Origin of the sequence: Arthrobacter sp. Soil763, from assembly GCF_001428365.1 — a bacterium.
Taxonomy (GTDB): Bacteria; Actinomycetota; Actinomycetes; order Actinomycetales; family Micrococcaceae; genus Arthrobacter.
The window spans coordinates 643162-665105 of record NZ_LMSH01000002.1; the positions used below are offsets into that span (position 1 = coordinate 643162).

Sequence of the window (21944 nt, forward strand, 5' to 3'; positions counted from 1 at the left end):
CGGGCCATGAATCCGGGCCCGTGAATTGGCGGACAAGATTACGGTTCGGTAACATTGATGCTTTGGAAGCCGCCTGGAGGATCCCAAGTGACGAACGAGCGAACCATAACCAGCCCGCCCGCCGCCGCGGCGGGCTCTCCCGCGAGCCGCAAATCGGGCTACCGCCCCGAGGTGCAGGGCCTGCGCGCGCTGGCTGTGCTTATGGTCGTGACCTACCACGTCTGGCTGGGCAGGGTCTCCGGCGGCGTCGACATCTTCCTGCTCATTTCGGCCTTCCTGATGACGCTCAGCTTCGCCCGCAAGGTCGAATCCGGCAAGCCGCTCCGGCTCCTGCACCACTGGCTGCACCTGCTCAAGCGGCTGCTGCCCGCCGTCGTCGTCGTGGTCCTCGGCGTCCTGATCGGCACCTGGGCCATCCTGCCGGCCAGCCGCTGGGCGGACATCCTGGACCAGGCCTGGGCCTCGCTGCTTTACCGGCAGAACTGGCTGCTCGCAGATTCCGCCGTCGACTACTACGCCCAGGACCACTCGGGCGCGAGTCCGCTCCAGCACTTCTGGTCATTGTCCATCCAGGGGCAGGTGTTCGTGCTGTGGCCGCTGATTTTCGCCGGGGTCGCGCTGCTGCACCGGGGGCTGCGCTACGCCGTGCGTCGCTGGACCCGGCTGGATGACCGGTTGCCGGGTTACCGCGCGCTCCTGGCCGTAGCCTTCGGGGCGGTCTTCGCCATGTCGCTGGCCTACTCGGTCGAGCAGACCGCCGGGAACCAGGCCTACGCCTACTTCGACACCCGCACCCGGCTCTGGGAATTCGCCCTCGGCTCGCTGCTGGCGCTGGCCCTGCCGCACCTCAAACCCGGCAAGGCGCTGCGCGTCGTGCTGGGCTGGGTGGGCCTGGCGGCGATGCTCTCCTGCGGTCTGCTGCTCACCGTGGACCGGTCCTTCCCCGGCTTCATCGCGCTGTGGCCCACGCTCGCGGCCGCGGCCATCATCGTGGCCGGGCGCAGTGGCAGCCGCTTCGGCGTGGACCGGCTCCTGACCTGGCGCCCGCTGGTCGCCCTGGGCGATAACTCCTACGCGCTGTACCTGTGGCACTGGCCGCTGCTGGTCCTCGCGCTGGCCGGGGCCGGCCTCAGCGCCCCCAACCTTTGGCAGGGCCTGGCCATCGTTGCCGCTTCCATCGTCCTGGCCGTGCTCACCACCCGCTACGTTGAAAAGCCGCTGCGCGAATGGCACTGGCCGCAGCGCCGGGCCTGGCGGACCGCCGTCGTCATCGCCGCCTGCGGCGCCTTGCTGGCCGGGCCGGTCACGTTGTGGCAGAGCCACATGGTGGCCGACGAGGCCGCCGCCGCGTCCCAGCCCCGGGAACTGACGCCCGGTGCCGCGGCGCTGGCGCCCGAAAACGCCGGAAAGCCCACGCCGGACGCTAAGATCATCCCGGCCCCCGGGGCGATGAAGAACGAGTGGGCGGACATCGACGGACTCTGCACGGGCGCCAATGTCCCGAGCGACCCGCTGCTGGAGGGCTGCCTCCAGAACAGCCCCCCGGCCAAAGTCACCAAGAAGATCGTGGTGCTCGGCGACTCGCACGCCCAGCAGTACATGGCTGCGCTCGGCCCGGTGGCCAAGAGCCACGGCTGGGAAGTGGTGACCCTGCTCAAGGGCAACTGCCGCTTCGGCGGCGAGTCCGACGAGCGCGACGCCGACTGCAACGCCTTCAACAAGGCCAGCGCCGCCTACGTGCTGGAGCACAAGCCCGACGCCGTCTTCACCGTCGCCTCGCTCACGCACAAGGAGGCCCCGTTCGAGACCGAGGTCCCGAAATACTTGGAAGGCATCAAGCCGTTCACCGACGCCGGGATTGACGTCGTCGGGATCCGCGACAACCCGCGCTTCCCGATCAACATGCCCGAATGCGTCCAGACCAAGGGCCCCGACGCCGCCGAGTGCAACGTCCCGCTGCAGGAATCCCTGGCGGCGTCGTCGCCGCTGGATGCCTACCGGGGCAAGGTGGCCCGCCTGCACCTGATGGACATGAGCGACTTCATCTGCGCCGACGGGACCTGCCCGGCCGTGGTGGGGAACGTCTACGTCTACAAGGACGACAACCACCTGACGAAGACCTACGTCCAGACCATGATCCCGATGTTCGAGAAGCGTCTGCTCGCAGCTACCGGCTGGAAGTAACCCGCCATTCGGGCAGCACGCGGATGCCGTTGCTCACAATCGCGGCGCGGAATATGGGGATCTGCGCCAAGGTTCTAGTATTTATTCAACACTCCTGCACAGGCCACGCCCGTAATGACGGGCTGGTCATCTGCTGCAACCCCTACCCGTGAACACCCAGAAACCCAAGGTAAGAGGCGCACTCATGACCCAGCCCGAACACGACCCCTTCGGCTTCGTTGGCCTGACCTACGACGACGTCCTGCTCCTGCCGGGGCACACCAACGTCATCCCGTCCGAAGCTGACACCTCCTCCCGGATCTCCAAGCGCATCACGGTCAACACGCCGCTGCTGTCCGCCGCGATGGACACCGTCACCGAGTCGCGGATGGCCATCGCCATGGCCCGGCAGGGCGGCCTCGGCGTCGTGCACCGCAACCTTTCGATCGCCGACCAGGCCGACCAGGTGGACCGGGTCAAGCGCAGCGAGTCCGGCATGATCACCAACCCGCTCACCATCGGGCCCGAGGCCACGCTGGCCGAACTGGACGAAATCTGCTCGCATTACCGGGTCTCCGGCCTGCCCGTCGTGGACGAGGGCATGCGGCTGCTGGGTATTGTCACGAACCGCGACACCCGCTTCGTGCCGGAGGCCGACTTCCCGATCCGGCTGGTCAGCGACGTCATGACCAAGATGCCGCTGGTCACCGGCCACGTGGGCATCAGCCGCGAAGAGGCCTCGCACAAGCTCGCCACGAACAAGATCGAAAAGCTCCCGCTGGTCGATGACCAGGGCCGGCTGAAGGGCCTGATCACCACCAAGGACTTCACCAAGGCCGAGCAGTACCCGCTGGCCACCAAGGACGACGAGGGCCGGCTGCGCGTCGGCGCCGCCATCGGCTTCTTCGGCGACGGCTGGGAACGCGCCATGGCCCTGGTCGACGCCGGCGTGGACGCCCTCTTCGTGGACACCGCCAACGGCCACTCGCAGGGCGTGCTGGACATGATCCGCCGCCTCAAGTCCGACCCGGTCGCCGCGCACGTGGACATCATCGGCGGCCAGGCCGCCACCCGCGAGGGCGCGCAGGCCCTGATCGACGCCGGCGCCGACGGCATCAAGGTCGGCGTGGGCCCCGGCTCCATCTGCACCACCCGCGTCGTGGCCGGCGTCGGTGTCCCGCAGATCACCGCCATTTACGAATCCGCCAAGGCGGCCATCCCGGCCGGCGTGCCGCTGATCGCCGACGGCGGCCTGCAGTACTCGGGCGACATCGGCAAGGCCCTGGTCGCCGGCGCCGACACCGTCATGCTCGGGTCCCTGCTGGCCGGCTGCGACGAGTCCCCGGGCGACCTGATCTTCGTCAACGGCAAGCAGTTCAAGCTCTACCGGGGGATGGGCTCGCTCGGCGCCATGCAGACCCGCGGCAAGAACACCTCCTACTCCAAGGACCGGTACTTCCAGGCCGACGTCTCCGGCGACGACAAGCTCATCCCGGAAGGCATCGAAGGCCGTGTCGCCTACCGCGGTCCGCTCTCTTCGGTGGCCTACCAGCTGGTCGGCGGCCTCCGCCAGACCATGTTCTACACCGGAGCCCCGACCGTGGCCGAGCTCAAGGCGCGCGGCAAGTTCGTCCGGATCACCCCGGCCGGGCTGAAGGAATCCCACCCGCACGACATCCAGATGACGGTGGAGGCGCCGAACTACGGTTCGCGCTGACCCGCCAGGCTGACCCGCCAGGAGGCTGGACAGGCAGGCCACGGGGATTCCTCCCCGTGGCCTGCCTGCGTTAACAGCGGCAATGGAGGCGTGGATCCGGAACTAGGCTGGAGCCATGTCCGAACTCCTGCCCGCGCGCGAGCCCAAGCGGAAACTGGCGCTGCGGCCTTACGCCCGGGCCGTGGCGCAGGTGCTGCGGGTCAGCTTCCGCGCCTCGCCTGCCGCCGTCGTGATGAAAGTGGTGGGCTCGTTGATCTCGGCGCTGCTGCCGCTGGTCACCACCTACTTCGCCGCGCTGACCACAACGGCGCTCGCGGCAGCGTACGCGGGAAATGCGGCCGCCGGGCAGCAGGCCATCGTCTACGTCATCATCACCGCGGCGCTCGGCCTGTTCTGGGGCGCCTTCAGCAGCGTGGACCGCTACATCCAGCAGCTGATGAGCTTCCGGGTCGGCGCCATCGTCGGGGACCTGATGTACGAGCGTTTCCTGGCCCTGGAATTCTGGCGTTACGACGACAAGGAGACGGTGGACCTCTACGACCGGGCCAAACGTTTCTCTGATTCCTACGCCCGCGTCTTGGACCGGATCGCGGCCATCTTCACCCAGTTGGTTTCGGTGATCCTGGCGGTGGGCGCCCTGCTCCTGGTCAGCTGGTGGATCGCCGTGATCGTCCTGGTCGCGATCGTGCCCAGCGTGTACCTGCAGTTCAAGCTCTCCCGAGAACAGATCGCGCATTGGAACACCCAGGTCGATTCGCGCCGGCAACGGCGGATGATCGAAACGAACCTGCTGCGGCCGCAGCACATCGCCGAGATGCGGCTCTATGGGATCGTCGGCTACCTGATGGGGCTGCGGTCCAGGCTCCGGGACGCGGACGAAAAACGCCGGCTCGATTTCCAGAAGCGCTACATCCCCAAGCAGCTCGCCGCGGATGCCCTGCAGTACGGCGCCGAGGTGGTCTCGCTGATCTGGGTGGTGGGCCAGATCATCGCCCGCGCCCAGCCGGTGGGGCAGTTCCTCTACGTCCAGCAGATCGTCAGCCGCGCCCTCTCCACCGCCAACAACCTGGTTTCCTCGCTGAGCTCGATCGACGAGGACCTCGCCAACCTCAAGGACTACGAGCTGTTCATGGCGCTGCCGGTCCACTCCGAGCACGCCCCGCCCCTGCTCCAGGCGCCGCGGACCGTGGAACTGCGGGATATCCGTTTCACCTACACCGGCAGCGAGCTGGAGGTCATCAAAGGCATCTCGCTGACCATCCGGCAGGGCCAGCACATTGCCATCGTCGGGGAGAACGGGGCCGGGAAATCCACCCTGATCAGGATCCTCGCCGGGCTCTACCGCCCTGACTCCGGGCAGGTGCTGCTCGACGGCGTCGACCTCGCCGCCGTCGACGTGAAGTCCTGGCACCGCCACCTTGCCGTGCTCAGCCAGGAGTTCCTCAAGTACGAGTTCGCCACGGCCGCGGAAAACATCTTCTTCGGCGACGTCGATGCGCCGCGCGACGACGAGCGGATCCGCCGGGCCGCCGCCGACGCGGAGGCCCTCGACTTCATCAACAAGCTGCCGAACGGCCTGGACAACCACGTCAGCAACTGGATGGAGGACCCGCGCGGGCGGAAGGGCAGCGGCTTGTCCGGCGGGCAGTGGCAGCGGCTGGCCATGGCCCGGAACTTCTACCGGGACGCCTCCTTCATGGTGATGGACGAACCGACATCGGCGATTGACGCGCTGGCCGAGCACCGGATCTTCACCCGGCTCTTCGCAGACCGCAGCAGCACCATTATCGCCATCAGCCACCGGCTAGCGACGATCGAGAAGGCGGACGTCGTCTACATGCTGGAGGACGGCAGGATCGTGGAACAGGGTACACACAAGGAACTGGTGGCCTTGCGCGGCCGCTACTTCCGGATGTTCGAATCGCAGCTCACCGTGGACGAGGCCGGCGGCATCTAGGCCGGGCGGCGCGGAGCGGCCCGGCCAAACCGCGGGCAGGTTCAGGGTTCAGTCGCCGGAGACAATCGTGGTGCGGACCGTAGCCAGGCTCGGCGAGGGCGGGACGCTGCTGAAGCCGAAGCTGACCGCAGGCGTGATGGGCACCAGGCCGCCCTGGTCGGTGCCGTTCCAGGTGACCCGGGCGGAGGTGATCCGGTGGAGGTCGGTGACGCCGTAGGATTCCTGCCGGCCGTTCCCGGCGGTGCCATGGGTGCGGGCGCCGGGGCTGAGGCGGGCTGCCAAGGGGTTGACGGCCCGCAGCCAGGCCGGATGGACCGCCAGGCGGTGGGGGACCGCCCGGAGGCCGAGCCCCAGCACGGTCCGGGAGCCGATGGTTGCCGCGATCTCCAGCGGCCCGGCCGCGACGGCCAGCCTGCCGCCGTCCACGCCGGCGGCGACGTCCACGATCCGTACCTCGTCGAAGCTGTACGTGGCGGCGACGAACTCGCCCACTTCAGCGGAGGGGGCCAGGAGCAACCTGTGCCCGGTGTCCGTCTGGATCATGACGTCCGCGAAGGCCCCGAAGGGGGAGGCGCGCCAGATTCCGACGACGGCGCGCAGCCCCGAGGCGGCCCCGAGTCCGGCGATCTGCCCGTCGAAGATCCAGCGCTCAGCCATGCAGCCACTGTAGCCAACGCCCCGCCGGACATGCCCGTCGGCTGGACCGGCGAGTGGGCATGGCACTGTTCTGCCCGGTCCCCGGCACAAAGAATGGGCATGTCCGTCGGAAAGCGACGGACATGCCCACTCGCCGGCCGCAGCCGGGGCCGCGGCCAGCCGGTGACGGCTAGGAGGTCGTGACCGAGGTGTCGTCCACGAAGAAGTAGGTCTGCAGCGAGGAGTCCTCGACACCGAGGAACCGCAGCGTCACGGTCTTGCCCTTGAACGCGGACAGATCGAGGGTCTTGAGCACGTAACCGGTCGACTTGTTCAGGTTCGAGTAGGTCGCCAGCGTGGTGGTGACGCCGCCGCTGACGGCCTGGACCTTCAAGGTGTCATACGCCGTCGAGGTGGTGGTCTCGTCGGTCAGCGTCTTGAGGTAGAAGGACAGCGTGGATCCGGCCGCGGCGGAGGGGATGCTGAACGTCTGGTCCAGCCGGTACGACGTCGACTGTCCCCACCCGTTCAGCCCCGCAAAGCCGCTGCCCGTGCGGGCGTTGGTGCCGGTTTCGAAGGTGTCGGTGTGATCGGAGGTCCAGGACGCGGAGCCGCTTTCGAAGCCCGGGTTCAGCAGCAGGTTGCCCGACGGCGGCGGGGTGGTGCCGCCCAGCAGGCCCATGGTGGCCGTCGCGTCGGACAGGCCGGCTCCACAGCCCTTGGTGCAGCCCCCGGGCATGGCCCGGGTGCCCTGCTTGAGGGTGGATTCGACCTGGGAAGGGGACAGACCGGGGGACTTGGCCTTCATCAGGGCGACGAGGCCGGCCACATGCGGGGTCGCCATGGAGGTGCCCTGGTAGTTGGCGTAGCCCGCGCCGGCCGGCGTGGTGGTGCCGGTGTTGAGCGTGGAGAGGATGCCGCCGCCGCTGACACTCGTGTCGCCGCCGGGAGCGGTCAGGTCCACGGTCGCGCCGTAGTTGGAGTAGTAGGAGAGCGTGCCGCTGGGGTTGCTGGCGGCGACGGTGACCACCGAGCTGCAGTTGGCCGGGCGGAAGCCCGAGGCGTCCTGGTTGCTGTTGCCGGCGGCGACCACCACGGTGGTGCCGCGCGAAACGGCGGAGTCGATGGCGGCCTGGTAGGTGGTGCCGCAGGCGCCGGACCCGCCCAGGCTCATGTTGATGACCTTGGCGGGATTGGCGTTCGCGGGGATCCCGGAGACGGCGCCGCCGGAGGCCCAGATGATCGCATCGGCGATATCGGAGAGCGACCCGCCGCACTTCGCCAGCACCCGGACCGGCAGCACCTTGGCGTTGGGGGCCACGCCGGCCACGCCGGTGGAGTTGCCGGTCACGGCGGCGACGGTGCCGGAGACGTGGGTGCCGTGCCAGGAGGAGTTGCCGGCGGAGGTCTGCCCGCATTCGCCGGCGGCGTACCAGTCGCCCTGGTCCTGGGCGTTGGCGTCACGGCCGTTGCCATCCCGCGCGGCCGTGGCGTCGGAGACGAAGTCGTAGCCCGGCAGGATGTTGGCGTCCAGGTCGGGGTGAGCCGTGATGCCGGTGTCGATCACCGCGACGGTGGACCCGGAGCCGGTCGAGACGTCCCAGGCGCCGGGGATCCGCATGCCGTTGGCGGCGGTGAAGTCCCACTGCTCGCCGTAACGGGTGTCGTTCGGGCTGAGGACGGCGGTCATCCGCGCGTCCGGTTCGACGGCGTCGACCGCACCGGAGGCGACGATGCCCGCCATGAAGTCCCGGGCCGCCTGGTCGGAAAGGGCCTTGTCCGAGGCAATCAGGGTTCCCCCGGTAGCGAGGGCGCGCAGCTCGCGAACACTTACCCCCTGCTGCTTTGCGGCCTTGCCCCAGGCGTTCGCGCGCCCGCCGGGGGTGGCGTTCCCCGGGGTCTTCTTGAAGCTGACGATGAACTGCGTGTACGCCTCGCCAGCGTTGACGTCCGGAGCCGGTGCGGTCTCCGAAACGACCTGCCCCGTGGCGGGCGCCGCGAGTACCGGGGATACGGCGAGGGTCATGGTGCCGACGACGGCCGCCAGCGAGAGGGCCAGGACGCGCGAGGTCCTGAGTGATGCACTTCCCATGGGTTCTGCTTTCTGTAACCGGGCGCTGCGGAGGGCCCGGAACGGTGTGGAGACCGGCGGGGTTCCCGGCCGGCCGAAAGCAAACGTAAGCGCATTTTCAATATTTGTAAACTATTGACAAAATCGGTCAAGTGACGTTTCACTCTCGTTTGTTCCGGCCCCAATGCCGGGCCGGAGTCGCGGTCAAGTAAAGTTGGGGGCGTGACTTACGAGATTGAGATTGGCCGTGGCAAACGTGGGCGTCGTGCCTACTCCCTGGACGACATTGCGATCGTCCCCAACCGGCGTACGCGCGATCCCAAGGACGTCTCCGTCTCCTGGCAGATCGACGCCTACAAGTTCGACATGCCGGTGATCGCCGCCCCGATGGACTCGGCCATGTCGCCGGAGACCGTCATCGCGCTGGGCCGGCTGGGCGGGCTCGGCGTCCTCGACCTCGAAGGCCTGTGGACCCGCTACGAGGACCCGCAGCCGGTCCTCGACGAGATCGCGGCGCTGGAGGATGAAACCACCAGCCCCGCCGTCACCCGGCGCATGCAGGAGCTCTACCAGGCGCCGATCCAGCCGGAACTGATCACCTCCCGGCTGGCCGAGATCCGCGCCGCCGGCGTCACCGTGGCCGGATCCCTGACCCCGCAGCGCACCCAGGAGCACTACAAGACCGTGCTGGCCGCCGGCGTCGACATCTTTGTCATCCGCGGCACCACCGTCTCCGCCGAGCACGTCTCCAAGGACCACGAACCGCTGAACCTCAAGCAGTTCATCTACGAACTCGACGTCCCCGTGATCGTCGGCGGGGCAGCCGGCTACACCCCGGCCCTGCACCTGATGCGCACCGGCGCGGCCGGCGTGCTGGTCGGCTTCGGCGGCGGCGCCACCACCACCACCCGCCGGGCGCTTGGCATCCACTCGCCGATGGCCTCCGCCATTTCCGACGTCGCGGCCGCCCGCCGTGACTACATGGACGAATCCGGCGGCCGGTACGTGCACGTGATCGCCGACGGCGGCATGGGCAGCTCCGGCGACATCGTCAAGGCCATCGCCATGGGCGCGGACGCCGTCATGCTGGGCAGCGCCCTGGCCCGCGCCGAGGAAGCGCCCGGCAAGGGCTGGCACTGGGGCCAGGAGGCACACCACCTGGAACTGCCCCGCGGCGACCGCGTCAACGTCGGCACCGTCGGCCCGCTCGAGGAGGTCCTCTTCGGACCCGGCCACCACACCAACGGCACCGCCAACCTGGTCGGCGCGCTGCGCCGTTCAATGGCGACCACCGGCTATTCGGACCTGAAGGAATTCCAGCGCGTCGACGTCGTCGTCTCGCCCTACGCCGGGAACTGACGCTTCAGGGCCCCCGCGCCGGGGCCCTGCCCAACCGGAGAACTTGGAAGTAGTGTGGTGCACTACGAGGTTTGATCCGGATGGAGGCGTGAGATGAACAGTTTTCCCGGTGGGGCTCCCTTGGCCGGCGGCGCGCTCGGTCCCGCGGAGCGCGAGGCGTCGCTGGCGGTCCTGAAAGCCAGCACCGAGCCCGGCAAGGAACTCGACATCCTGATCGTCGGCGGCGGCATCGTCGGCGCGGGCGCGGCCCTGGACGCCGTCACCCGCGGCCTGAGGGTCGGTATAGTCGAGGCCAACGACTGGGCGGCCGGCACGTCGTCGCGGTCCTCGAAGCTGATCCACGGCGGTCTGCGCTACCTGGAGATGCTGGACTTCGCCCTCGTCAAGGAAGCGCTGCACGAGCGCGGCCTGATCCTCTCCGTCCTCGCCCCGCACCTGGCCCGGCCCGTGCCGTTCCTCTACCCGCTGACCAAGCGGTTCGTGGAACGGCCCTACGTCGGTTCCGGCATCATCCTCTACGACGCCATGTCCATCACCGGCGGCCATAGCCGCGGCGTCCCGTTCCACAAGCACCTGAGCCGGCGCGGCACCCTGCGCGCGGCGCCCAGCCTCAAGGACGACGCCTTCGTCGGATCCATCCGCTACTACGACGGACAGGTCGACGACGCCAAGTACGTCGCCAACCTCGTGCGGACCGCCGCCTACTACGGCGCCCACGCGGTGAACCAGATGGCCGTCGTGGACTTCCTGCGAGAGGGCGAGCGGGTGGTCGGGGCCAAGGTCGTCAACCATGAGGACGGCTCCAGCTTCAACATCCGCGCCAAGCAGGTCATCAACGCCACCGGCGTCTGGACCGACGAAACCCAGGCCATGGTCACCGACCGCGGCCAGCTCAAGGTGCGCGCCTCCAAGGGCATCCACCTGGTGGTGCCCCGGGACCGGTTCCAGTCCACCGTCGGGCTGATCCTGCGGACCGAAAAATCCGTGCTCTTCGTCATCCCCTGGGGCCGGCACTGGATCATCGGCACCACCGACACCGACTGGCACCTGGACAAGGCGCACCCGGCGGCCTCCAGCAAGGACATCGACTACATCCTCGAACACGTCAACAAGGTCCTCAAGCGTCCGCTGACGCGCGAGGACGTCGAAGGCGTCTACGCCGGCCTGCGCCCGCTGCTGGCGGGCGAGAACGACTCGACGGCCAAGCTCTCCCGCGAACACGTCGTTGCCCATCCCGTGCCGGGACTCGTTGTCGTGGCCGGCGGCAAGTGGACCACCTACCGGGTGATGGCCAAGGACGCAGTGGATGAGGCGACCCGGAGCATGGACGAGCGGGTCCCGCCGTCGTGCACGGAGTCCATCCCGCTGCTGGGCGCCAGCGGCTTCAAGGCCGCGTGGAACAAGCGCAACCGGATGGCAGAGGAGACCGGCGTGCACGTGGCGCGGATCGAGCACCTGCTCAACCGCTACGGGTCGATGGCGCCGGAAGTCCTGGCCCTGATCACGGAGAACCCGGAGCTGGCCGAACCGCTGCCCGGCGCGGACGACTACCTGGCCGCCGAGGCCGTCTACGCGGCCAAGTATGAGGGGGCCCGCCACGTCCAGGACGTGCTGACCCGCCGGACCCGGATCTCGATCGAGGCGTGGGACCGCGGTGTGTCCGCCGCGCCGGTCGTGGCTAAACTGATCGGTGACGTTCTCGGCTGGAGCGATGCGCAGCGCGAGAGCGAAATCAAGCACTACCTGGCCCGGGTCGACGCCGAACGGCTGAGCCAGGAGCAGCCGGACGACGAGTCCGCGGACGCCGCACGCCTGGGCGCCGAAGACATCGTTCCGCTGCGCTGACCGGAGGACCGCAGGAAGCGGCCCGGCCGGCGTGCGCCGACGCCTCATCGAAGGGACACCTCTTGGCGGAACCACTGGACAGGTACGATGCCGACCTCACCACGCCGCAGATGGTGATCCTGGAACTGGAGGCCGAGGACAAGTTCGACGCCGCCGCCCAGCTCGCGCAGCGGATGTACGACGCCGGCCGGATCTCCGACCTCGAGGGGTTCCTGGGCCATGTCAACGCCCGGGAACACCAGCTGGCCACCGGCCTGCCCGGCGGCATCGGCCTGCCCCACGCGCGCAGCGAATTCGTCGCGCGCACCTCGATCGCCGTGGGCATCACGAAGTACGGCAAGGCCCTGGACTTCGGCGCGGCCGACGGACCCGCAACCGTGGTGCTGCTCATCGGAACGCCGGCCGGCTCCTTCTCCGAGCACCTTGAGGTCCTCGCCACGCTGGCCCGGTCGCTGTCCAAGGAATCCTTCCGGGAATCGCTGCGCCGCGCCTACGACCCCGAGGTGATCTCGGAACTGATCAACTCCAGCCTGGTCTTCTTCGACCACTAGGGAACGCCCCGCCGTGGCGGCGAGGCCCCCGAGGCGGCACCGGCGTCCCCTCCGGCCCCCGGGCCCCGGGGCTTCCCGTTTCGTAGTTCTACACGCGGACGAAGTACGGTTAAGGGGTGCTGAAAACCGCCCTCAAACCCCGCTGGATCGCAGGCCTCGTGTTTGCACTCGTGATCTCCGCGGTCTTTGTGCTGCTCAGCCAGTGGCAGTTCGGCCGGTCCACCCGGCCGGAGGCTCCGGTCTCCACCGGGACGGAGGACCCCCGCCCGCTGACCGAGGTGCTGGAACCGGGGCAGTTCTTCCCGGGAGCGGTCGCGGACCAGGTGGTCACCGCCACCGGCAGCTACGACCCGCGGAAGCAGGTGCTGGTGCCCGGCCGGATCAACGACGGCGCCAAGGGGTACTGGATCGTCTCCGCCTTCGCCGTCAAGGGCGCGCCCGCGCTCACCGGCGCCGGGGCGTCACCCCAGACGTGGATCCCGGTGGCGCGGGGCTGGGTCGCCGACCCCGCGGACGCCACCGCACCGCCGTCGGGCACCATTGACCTCACCGGCCGGCTGATCCCCTCCGAAGCGCCGCTGCCCAACACCGACGCCGGCCCCGGGCGCGCCAGCGCCGTCTCCGTCGCCGAACTGATCAACCTGTGGGACGTCAGCAGCTACCCCGGCTTCGTGGCCGCCAGCGCCGAACGCGCCGGGGGCGCCGACGTGGCCGCCTCCGGTCCGGTCAAAGCCCTGGACATCGGCCCGCAGCCGCCGGCCCAGACGGTGAACTGGCTCAACCTTTTCTACGCCGCCGAGTGGGTGGTCTTCGCCGGCTTCGCGCTCTTCATCTGGTGGCGCCTGGTCAAGGACGACTACCGCCGCGGCCTAGAAGAAGCGGAAGACGAAGAAGCAGCGCGCCGCGCCGCCGGCGCAGCCCCCGACGAGCATTCCCCCCAGCCCGACCCCACCAACCCGAGAGTGCAATCATGATCGAGCCCCAGCCGGCCATCCAGCCGCAGCAGCCCGCCGGACCCGGAAGCGCCCCCGGCAAGAAGCGCCGCTTCGGCGGAACCGAGGCGCAGATCCGCTCCGCGCTGAAGTTCTACAAGGTGCTCGCCTACCTCACCGGCTCCATGCTGCTGCTGCTCTGCGCGGAACTGATCGCCCGCTACGTCTTCGGCCAGTACCTGTTCGCCGGGGGCACCGACGCCGTCACCGGCCAGCCCTTCGGTTTCGGGTTCGCCGATGCCGAGCCTCCGGGGGTTATCGGCGGGGTGAACCTTTCGGTCGCTGTGCTGATCGTCCACGGCTGGATGTACGTGGTGTACCTGATGTCCAACTTCCGGCTCTGGTCGCTGATGCGCTGGCCGTTCGCCAAGCTCATCATCCTCGCTCTCGGCGGCGTCGTTCCGTTCCTCTCGTTCTTCGTGGAGAAGAAATTCCACGCCGAGGTCGAGGCCGAACTCGCCGCCAACCCGCAGGCGCCGCAACGCTACTGAGCCGCCCGGTTCGGCAGCGCCGCCGGCTGTGAGTTCGCTAACGCGGGCCTTCTCAATGTGCGGGGGACCGGGGCCGCAAAGTAGGCTAGGACGGTGACCACTCCCACTGCATCCCAGACGTCCCACAGGCCTGTCCTGGTTGTTGACTACGGTGCCCAGTACGCGCAGCTGATTGCCCGCCGCGTCCGGGAAGCCAATGTGTATTCGGAAGTCGTTCCGCATACCTACAGCACCGAGCAGCTGCTGGCCAAGAACCCGGCCGCCATCATCCTCTCCGGCGGCCCCGCCAGCGTCTACGCCGAAGGCGCCCCGAGCGTCGGGGCCGACCTGTTCGAAGCCGGCGTCCCCGTGTTCGGCATCTGCTACGGCTTCCAGGCCATGGCCAACGCCCTGGGCGGCAAGGTGGCCCGGACCGGCCTGCGCGAATACGGCGCCACGGAAACCACCACCATCGGCGAAGGCCGCTCCATCCTCGAGGGCATGCCGCAGCACCAAAGCACCTGGATGAGCCACGGCGACTCCGTTCACGAGGCACCGGAAGGCTTCGAGGTGCTGGCCACGACGGCGGGCGCCGACGTCGCCGCGTTCGCCAACGAGGAAAAGTGCCTTTACGGCGTGCAGTGGCACCCCGAGGTGAAGCACTCGGCCTACGGCCAGCAGGTCCTGGAGAACTTCCTCTTCAAGGGTGCCAAGCTGGACCAGAACTGGACCACCGGCAACATCCTCGAGGAGCAGGTCGAGCGGATCCGCGAACAGGTCGGTGACTCCCGGGTCATCTGCGGCCTCTCCGGCGGCGTCGACTCCGCCGTGGCCGCAGCGCTGGTCCAGCGCGCCGTCGGCGACCAGCTGACCTGCGTCTTCGTCGACCACGGGCTGCTGCGCGAAGGCGAAGCCGAGCAGGTCGAACGCGACTTCGTGGCCGCCACCGGCGTCAAGCTCTACGTGGCCAACGAGCAGGAACGTTTCCAGGCGGCGCTGGCCGGGGTCAGCGACCCGGAAACGAAGCGCAAGATCATCGGCCGCGAATTCATCCGCGCGTTCGAGGAAGCCGAACGGGCTATCATCGCCGAGGCGGCGGCCCACGGTGAGAAGATCAAGTTCCTGGTCCAGGGCACCCTCTACCCCGACGTCGTTGAATCCGGCGGCGGCGAGGGCGCCGCCAACATCAAGAGCCACCACAACGTCGGCGGCCTGCCCGAAGACCTGCAGTTCGAACTCGTCGAACCACTGCGCGCCCTGTTCAAGGACGAGGTCCGCGCCGTCGGCGCCCAGCTGGGACTGCCGCAGGAAATCGTCGGCCGCCAGCCCTTCCCGGGCCCCGGCCTGGGCATCCGGATCGTCGGAGAAGTCACGAAGGAACGGCTCGACCTGCTCCGTAAGGCCGACGCCATCGCGCGTGCCGAACTGACCGCGGCGGGGCTCGACAACGAAGTCTGGCAGATGCCGGTCGTGCTGCTGGCCGATGTCCGCAGCGTCGGCGTCCAGGGCGACGGCCGCACCTACGGCCACCCGATCGTCCTGCGCCCCGTGTCCTCCGAAGATGCCATGACGGCGGACTGGTCCCGGCTGCCGTACGAGCTGCTCGCCCGGATCTCCAACCGGATCACCAACGAAGTCGACGGCGTGAACCGAGTGGTGCTGGACGTCACCAGCAAGCCGCCGGGAACCATCGAGTGGGAATAGCGTCCTAAATGGCCGGCCTCTTCGTAGGCCGGCCGTTTTCGTGCGCGCGACTCTGAGCGCCCGACTGTCTGCGCGCGACTCTGAGCGCCCGCCTCTCTGCGCCCGACTCTGGGCCATGCGGTAATTTGCGCCACGAATTTGGCCCGTGCCAGTGTTGCGGCCCGCCACCGGCCCCGGATTCGGGCTACCCTCGAAGGCATGCCGGTATGGTCCAGGGCGTCCCGCGCGAACCCAGAAGACGTGGGCAGCGAAAAGAACGTGAGCACAGAAAAGAAGGCAGCAGTGTCAGTTGGTCAAGGCCACCCCGAGGGCTCCGAGGAGTTCAGGAAATGGCTGTCGGGCCTCAAGCCCGTCACCGGTGCAGACACGATGCTGCGCTTCACGAAAACGCCCGAGGGCTCAATTGACCTGACCCACGCCCACCCTTCCGGACTGGCCCAGCTGATGGCCGGCCGCCGCACGCGCCTGTCCACCCTGATCCGCGACCGCCAGCAGTATGTCGTGGCCGCGCGGGCCTCGCGGAACCTCCGTTCGAAGATCTTCGAGCTCGCCAACGACCGCGGGATCGACGCCGGCTACTTCTCGGCCGGCACCGTCGTCTGGACCTCCGCCGTCGGCGGCAAACCGCAGCGGGTCTCCGCGCCGGTGATGCTGGCCGCCGTCTCGCTCACGGTCCGCCCCGGGGAGGACGATTACGAACTGCAGCTGACCGAGCAGGCCCGGATCAACCCCGCCCTCGTCCGGCACCTGAAGAACGTCCACGGCATCGTCTTTGACGTCAACGCCGTCACCCGGATGGCCTACAGCACCGCCCGGTACGATCCGCAGCCGGTACTCGAACGCCTCGGCACCCTGATCCAGCCGATCCACGGCGCGGAGATCGAACATAACCTGCTGGTCTCCACCTTCGCCGACCTCTCGGGCAACCTGGACGACCCCTGGATCAACCCGGACAACCCGCTCGTTGCTGCGCTGCAGCGGGCCTCCACCGGCGCGCCGGCCGAGGTGCCCGCGCTTGAGCCCGGCCGGTTCCCCAGCACCGACGAACGGAACCCGGCGGACGAGCTCCTGCTGCTCGACGCCGACTCCGACCAGCAGTACGTCGTCGACGCCGTCCGCGCAGGCGACTCGCTCGTGGTAAGCAGCCCGCCGGGCACCGGCCAGACCCAGACGGCGATCAACACCATCGGCGCCCTGGTGGACGAAGGCAAGAGCGTCCTGGTCGTCGGGGACCGGCGCGCCAGCCTGGCCGAGGTGTCAGCCCAGCTGGAATCCCTGGGCCTGGACTCGGCCCTGGTCCAGCTGGCGGGCAACTCCACGCCGCTGCAGCTCAAGGGCCAGCTGGTCCGCGCGATCGTCCGCAACGAGAAGTCCCTCGAGCCCCAGCTGAAGAACCTGCACACCACGCTGACTCAGCACCGGCATGCCCTCATGGACCATGTCGCCTCCCTGCACAACGTCCGCCAGCGCTGGGGGTGCTCGCCGTACCAGGCGATGCAGTCGCTCGCCGCGCTCACCGCCATCCACCCGGCGCCCGCCACCACGGTGCGGCTCAAGCGCAGCGTGCTGGACAGCATCCGGGACCGGGAGGAACTGGCCGGACGGCTCCGCCGGGCGGCAGAACTGGGCAGCTTCAGCCGCGCATCGACCCTCAGCCCCTGGCACGGGGCCCGGCTCCTGACCCGCAAGGAGACCCAGGAAGCGCAGCAGGTCGCCCGCTCGGTGGCCGAGAAGCTGCCGCAGCTGCGCGAACGCATGAACAGCGTGGCCGAACACGCCGAGATCCGCCTGGGCGACACGTTCGCCGAATGGGGCGAGCAGATCGACCTGCTGGTCGCGGTCCGCGAGAGCCTGGATAAGTTCACGCCGGACATTTTCGACCGACCGGTCCACGACCTGATTTCCGCCACCGCGCCCTCCTCGTGGCGCCGCGAGCGGAACATCGAAATGGCCTCGATGCAGCGCTCCCGGCTGCGCCGCGTTGCCAAGGAATACGTTCGGCCGGGCGTCCACATTGCGGACCTGCACAGCTCGCTGGTGCTGGTCCAGGACCAGCGCGCCGCCTGGGCCGGCTACGCCACCACGCAGCGGCACCCCGCGGTGCCCTCAGGGCTGGCAGAGATCACGGCGCTGTACCGGGAACTGGAAGCGGAACTGGCCGAGCTGGGGCAGGCGCTCCGGCACACGGCCGACGGCGGGGACCTCTGGAGTGCCCCGTACGGGACGCTGCTGGCACGCCTTGAGCGGCTGGTCGCGGATACCGGTACGCTCGAAACCCTGCCCGAGCGGACGCTGCTGGTAGAGAACATGCGCGAGCACGGCCTCGGCGAGCTGCTCGACGACCTGGCCGACCGCGAGGTGCCGGCAGGGTCGGTGGCTGCCGAACTCGATCTGGCCTGGTGGCAGTCAGCCCTCGAAGCCATGATCAGCGGGGACGACTACCTGGCCATGTCCGACGGCGACGCCCTCCGCCAGCTGGAAGCGGAATACCGCCTCGCGGATAACGCCCACATTGCCAGCGGCGCCGCCCGGCTGCGCTGGAAGCTGGCCGAACGCTGGCGCGCCGCCCTCACCGAGCACCCGCGCCAGGCCGAGCTGCTGCGCAGCCTGCTCAAGGACGGGCGGGTGACACCGCCGGCGCTGACCGCCCAGGCGCCCGACCTCGTCCCGATGCTCGTGCCGGTCTGGTCCGTCAGCCCCTACCTTCTGACCAGCCTGCTGCCGGCGGAGCAGCGCTTCGACGCCGTCGTGATCCTGGACGCCGAGGCGACCTCCCTGCAGGCCGTGCTGCCCGCCGTCGCACGCTCCCGGCAGGTCATCGCCTTCGGCGACGACAGGATTGCCAGCCCTCGCGGCTTCACCGTGGGAGTCGAACGGCTCGCCGCGGGCGAAACCTCCCACCAGCCGGTGGAGAGCGCGTTCCAGGCTCTGTCCGCCGTCCTGCCGGTCTGGAACCTGCGGACCGTCTACCGCGCCGTCGATGAGGACCTTGTCCGGCAGCTGAGCAAGGCGTTTTACGACGGCGGCCTCCGCCGGCTGCCCGAAGGCCAGTCAGCCACCGGCCTTGACCGCACCCTGGAGGTGGAGTACCTCCCGGACGGGACGGGCCTGCCCAGCGCGGACCACGACGGCGTCGAGTCCGTCGTGGCCGAAGTAAACCGCGTGGTGGAACTGGTCTTCGAGCACGCGAGGCTTCGGCCGCGCACCTCACTGGCCGTCGTCACCGGAAGCCTGCGGCACGCCGCCCGGATCGGCGAGGCCATCCGGCGGCAGTTGCCCGAGCACCCGCTGCTGGGCAGCTTCTTCACCGCCGGGCAGGAGTCCTTCCGGGTCGTGGACCTCGACCGTGCCCAGGGCCTGGTCCGGGACCATGTCATCTTCTCTCCCGGGTACGGCCGAACCCCGCACGGCCGGGCCCTGCACAGCCTGGGACCGCTGTCCGCCCCCGGCGGCCGCGCCAAGTTTGCCCTCGCCATGACACGGGCGCGGCGTTCCCTGCACGTGCTCAGCTGCTTCCGCCCGGAGGACCTGGACGTGACCCGGCTCAGCCACGGCGCGGTGGACTTCTACGAGCTCCTGGACCGCGAAATCGCGGGCAACTCCGACCTGGGGAGCCCGGCGTCCCGCGCCGCGGCCAGCGAACAGGCCCTGGGCGCCGACCCGCTCGTGGCCGACCTGGGGGACCGGCTCCGTGCCCGCGGCGCCCGCGTCTGGCACCAGTACGACGGTGTCCTGGACATGGTGGCCGCGGCGGACCCGATGCGCACCATCGGCCAGGACGACGCCGAGATCCCGAGCCCCGTCGCGATCGAATCCGACGGCACCGAGCGGTACCGCCGGATGTCGGTCCGGGAGCGCAGCCGCCTGCGGCCGCAGTTGCTCGAACGCATGGGCTGGCGGTACATGCCACTATGGACAATAGAGGTCTTCACCGACCCGTCTGCCTGCGCGGACCGGATCGGCGGCTACCTCGGACTGGAAAAGCCGGTGGCACTGAACCGTATGGACGCGTCGCCGGGCTTCTCCGATGACATTGAAACCCTAAGCGTCGACGGCGGGCGGGAGGCGTTCGTCTCCGCCGGCTCCGCCGCTGACCGGGGCTGACCGCGGACGGCTCCCGCGGCCAGGGAAGAGTTCGACGCAGCAAGGAGGCCGGCGGCATGAGCACACACGCCAGCAAGGATGAAGCCAGGAGCACCACCGGGACCGGCGCAGCCGACGCCGGCACCGCCGAATCAGGAACCGAGGCCCCGCGGGGCCGCCCGGTGCGCCGCGCGGCAGCCGGGGAAGTGCTCCCCACCAAGGCTGCCGAAGACGATCCGCGGCGCTGGGGTGACCAGCCCGGGTCCTACGACCACGACGCGTGGCTAAGGGAGCAGCGGCCGCCGCACTGGGGCTAGCGCCGCGCCGGCTGCCCGGGCCGCTGACCTTAGTCCGGCCGTGCGCCGACGCCGTGCCGGCATCCCCGGCCGCAGTCCTTAGTCTGGCCGTGCACCGACGAGGACGAAGAACAGTTTTCCCTGGGTCGAGGCCCCGGCAAGTTTCCGGGCCTGGGCCGGGTCCGCGGCGACCACCATCAGCCCGTCGGCGTCCCCGGCGTCGAGCCATGTCCCCGCCCCACCGCCCTGCGCCGAGGTCCACAGGACCGGAACCGCGGCGGCGAGCACCTCCCCGGTGCCCGCCCTCTCATAGTCACCGCCGCTGGTCATCACGACGTTGACCAGCTGGCCGGGGGAGACCAACTGGACCGAGGCAGGGTCGGCCATTCGGAGCGGCACGGCGGCCGAACCGGGTGCGCTACCGGCCAGCAGACCCGGGCCGACGAGCTGTGCGTCGGCGAGGAGCTGGCCCTTGCGCATGGCCACAGCGAGTTGCTTGCCTTCCAGCGCCTCACGCGCCAGAGTCCCGCGCGGCAGCGCGTCCGGGGAGACATTGACCGCCATGAGGTCGGCGGAAAGCAGCACGCGGCCCGCCGGGAGGTCCCGGGCCGCAGCCCACGCCGGCACAGTCGCGGCCGGGACGGGGGTCAGTTGCTGCACGGCGGTGGCCGCCGCCAGGGACAGCAACAGGGCCACTGCCAGCCTGCGGTGCCGGCCCAGCCAGCGACGAAGCCGCCGCCGCGGCGGAAGGCCGCCGCGCGTACGCCCCGGGGTGCGGCCGGGGCGCGGCCCGGAACCGCGCAGGACCTGGCGGTCCAGCAGGCGGCCGGGCCGGGCACCCGCTTCCCGGGACACGCCGCGCCGGGCGGGGCCAAAGTGCGCGGACGCCGCCAGTCCGGCGCCGGACTGCAGGGCGCCGGACTGAGGGGCGATGAACGGAAGGCCGAAGCCGGGAGCGGACATGCCCCCACGCTACGTCCGGGTCGACCGCCGGAGTCAGGCCCGGCTGGCCTTATGTGGACATCCGCGCGGTGGACCGCGAAGCGGGGTGGCTAGCTGGCGGCGGCCGGCGCCGCGGCGGACCCGGAAGAAGCGGCGGCGGATGCTGCCGGTGCGGCGGCAGGGGCCACGCTGTTGCCCTTGGTGTCGCGTGAGTCCGTCCGGTAGAAGCCGGAGCCCTTGAAGACGACGCCGACGCTGTTGAACTTCTTACGCAGGGTTCCCTGGCACTCGGGGCAGGTCGTCAGGGAGCTGTCCGTGAACGACTGCACGGTCTCGAAGGCGTGGCTGCAGTCCTTGCAGGCGTATGCATACGTGGGCACTGGGGTTCCTCCTCTAGGACAAACGATCAGATCCCGTGCTGCCGTGTTGCTGGTTCCCGTCTCCGGAAGCCGCATTAGCAGTCGCAGGGCCTGAGTGCCAATTCTAGCATCCGGGGAAGGCTTCTAGGAAAGCTCCGCGACCCCTCCCGGCGTCACGGCGCCGGCGACTTTCTGGTCAAAAGACTCCGCCGGAATACTGCCGGCGGGGAGGACTTCGGCGTCGTAGACCACGGCCGCCGTCGGAAGCGGGCCGCGCCCACCGGCACGGTCCGGAAACAGCGCCGCCAGGGCCGCCAGGAAGACGTCGTAGTACCCGCCGCCCTGGCCGATGCGGTTGCCGGAACGGTCGACGGCGGTGGCGGGCAGGAAGATCCCCGTGACCGTGCGCATCACGGCCGTCTCCAGGCGTTGCCCGGCCGGTTCCTGGATGGGCGCGTAACGGCTGCGGACAAACTCCGACGCGGGGGTCCAGTACACCCAGGACAAGGCCAGACGCGGCTCGCACACAGGCAGCAGCACCCGGTGGCCCGCCTCATGGAGCGCGGCGAGCAGCGGCGCCGTCGGCGGTTCGGATCCCACGCCGAGATAGGCGGCGAAGGTGCGCGGTCCGTCCCCGGCCAGGGCCGACGCCCACTCAAGCCCGTGAAGGGCGATGGCCGCCCCCGCGTCGTCGAGCTCCCGCGGGGACAGCGCTGCACGACGCAACCGGTGGCGGGAACGGATCTCTTCCTTGGAGCTCATGCGCTGGCATCCTTTCGGCCGGGCGGCGCCGCAGACG

Annotated in this window: 16 protein-coding genes; 11 read left to right on the plus strand and 5 right to left on the minus strand. The window is 69.6% G+C overall.

Translation table 11 applies throughout. From position 1 onward, the window contains the following. Window positions 1–57: 57 nt before the first annotated feature. The 3 genes from ASG71_RS06635 (at window position 58) to ASG71_RS06645 (ending at window position 5837) form a co-directional block, all read left to right on the plus strand. Window positions 58–2184 (plus strand): acyltransferase family protein, encoded by a 2127-nt coding sequence (locus ASG71_RS06635; RefSeq protein WP_056737868.1) that lies wholly within the window; start codon window positions 58–60, stop codon window positions 2182–2184. Window positions 2185–2368: 184 nt separating this feature from the next. After that, window positions 2369–3880: an IMP dehydrogenase gene (gene guaB / locus ASG71_RS06640; protein WP_056737869.1), complete on the plus strand. Its 1512-nt coding sequence runs from the start codon at window positions 2369–2371 to the stop codon at window positions 3878–3880. A 115-nt stretch (window positions 3881–3995) separates the two neighbouring features. Beyond that, window positions 3996–5837, plus strand: coding sequence for an ABC transporter ATP-binding protein (locus ASG71_RS06645; RefSeq protein WP_056737870.1), 1842 nt, complete (start codon window positions 3996–3998; stop codon window positions 5835–5837). A gap of 48 nt (window positions 5838–5885) precedes the next feature. On the opposite strand, the gene ASG71_RS06650 is transcribed toward ASG71_RS06645, so the two are convergent. Together ASG71_RS06650 and ASG71_RS06655 are read right to left on the minus strand one after the other, a co-directional pair. Beyond that, window positions 5886–6494, minus strand: coding sequence for a hypothetical protein (locus ASG71_RS06650; protein WP_056737871.1), 609 nt, complete (start codon window positions 6492–6494; stop codon window positions 5886–5888). Window positions 6495–6663: 169 nt separating this feature from the next. Beyond that, on the minus strand, window positions 6664–8565 hold the full coding sequence (locus ASG71_RS06655; protein ID WP_056737872.1) for a S8 family peptidase: 1902 nt from the start codon (window positions 8563–8565) through the stop codon (window positions 6664–6666). Window positions 8566–8766: 201 nt separating this feature from the next. On the opposite strand from ASG71_RS06655, the gene ASG71_RS06660 reads away from it, so the two are divergent. From ASG71_RS06660 to ASG71_RS17180, 8 genes are all read left to right on the plus strand, one after another. Continuing rightward, entirely contained in the window at window positions 8767–9903 is a 1137-nt protein-coding gene (locus ASG71_RS06660) for a GuaB3 family IMP dehydrogenase-related protein (RefSeq protein ID WP_056737873.1), read from the plus strand. A gap of 93 nt (window positions 9904–9996) precedes the next feature. After that, entirely contained in the window at window positions 9997–11748 is a 1752-nt protein-coding gene (locus tag ASG71_RS06665; RefSeq protein WP_056737874.1) for a glycerol-3-phosphate dehydrogenase/oxidase, read from the plus strand. Window positions 11749–11810: 62 nt separating this feature from the next. Continuing rightward, complete coding sequence (locus ASG71_RS06670) at window positions 11811–12299, plus strand: PTS sugar transporter subunit IIA (RefSeq protein WP_056737875.1); 489 nt, start codon at window positions 11811–11813, stop codon at window positions 12297–12299. A gap of 116 nt (window positions 12300–12415) precedes the next feature. Continuing rightward, entirely contained in the window at window positions 12416–13273 is an 858-nt protein-coding gene (locus ASG71_RS06675; RefSeq protein WP_056737876.1) for an SURF1 family protein, read from the plus strand. Then, entirely contained in the window at window positions 13270–13782 is a 513-nt protein-coding gene (locus ASG71_RS06680) for a DUF3817 domain-containing protein (protein ID WP_056737877.1), read from the plus strand. The genes ASG71_RS06675 and ASG71_RS06680 overlap by 4 nt, the downstream gene beginning before the upstream one ends. A gap of 93 nt (window positions 13783–13875) precedes the next feature. Then, on the plus strand, window positions 13876–15465 hold the full coding sequence (gene guaA, locus ASG71_RS06685; protein WP_056737878.1) for a glutamine-hydrolyzing GMP synthase: 1590 nt from the start codon (window positions 13876–13878) through the stop codon (window positions 15463–15465). Window positions 15466–15663: 198 nt separating this feature from the next. Further along, entirely contained in the window at window positions 15664–19569 is a 3906-nt protein-coding gene (locus ASG71_RS06690; protein WP_414826648.1) for an AAA family ATPase, read from the plus strand. A gap of 56 nt (window positions 19570–19625) precedes the next feature. Further along, entirely contained in the window at window positions 19626–19865 is a 240-nt protein-coding gene (locus ASG71_RS17180) for a hypothetical protein (protein WP_414826666.1), read from the plus strand. A 78-nt stretch (window positions 19866–19943) separates the two neighbouring features. Here the strand turns inward: ASG71_RS17180 and ASG71_RS06695 are convergent, their stop codons facing one another. The 3 genes from ASG71_RS06695 to ASG71_RS06705 form a co-directional block, all read right to left on the minus strand. Further along, window positions 19944–20807 (minus strand): RcpC/CpaB family pilus assembly protein, encoded by an 864-nt coding sequence (locus ASG71_RS06695; RefSeq protein ID WP_082574922.1) that lies wholly within the window; start codon window positions 20805–20807, stop codon window positions 19944–19946. 89 nt (window positions 20808–20896) lie between these two features. Further along, window positions 20897–21166, minus strand: a complete 270-nt coding sequence (locus tag ASG71_RS06700; RefSeq protein WP_056737879.1) for an FmdB family zinc ribbon protein — start codon at window positions 21164–21166, stop codon at window positions 20897–20899. Between the two features lie 123 nt (window positions 21167–21289). Further along, window positions 21290–21907, minus strand: coding sequence for a 5-formyltetrahydrofolate cyclo-ligase (locus ASG71_RS06705; protein WP_056737880.1), 618 nt, complete (start codon window positions 21905–21907; stop codon window positions 21290–21292). Between the last annotated feature and the right edge of the window lie 37 nt (window positions 21908–21944).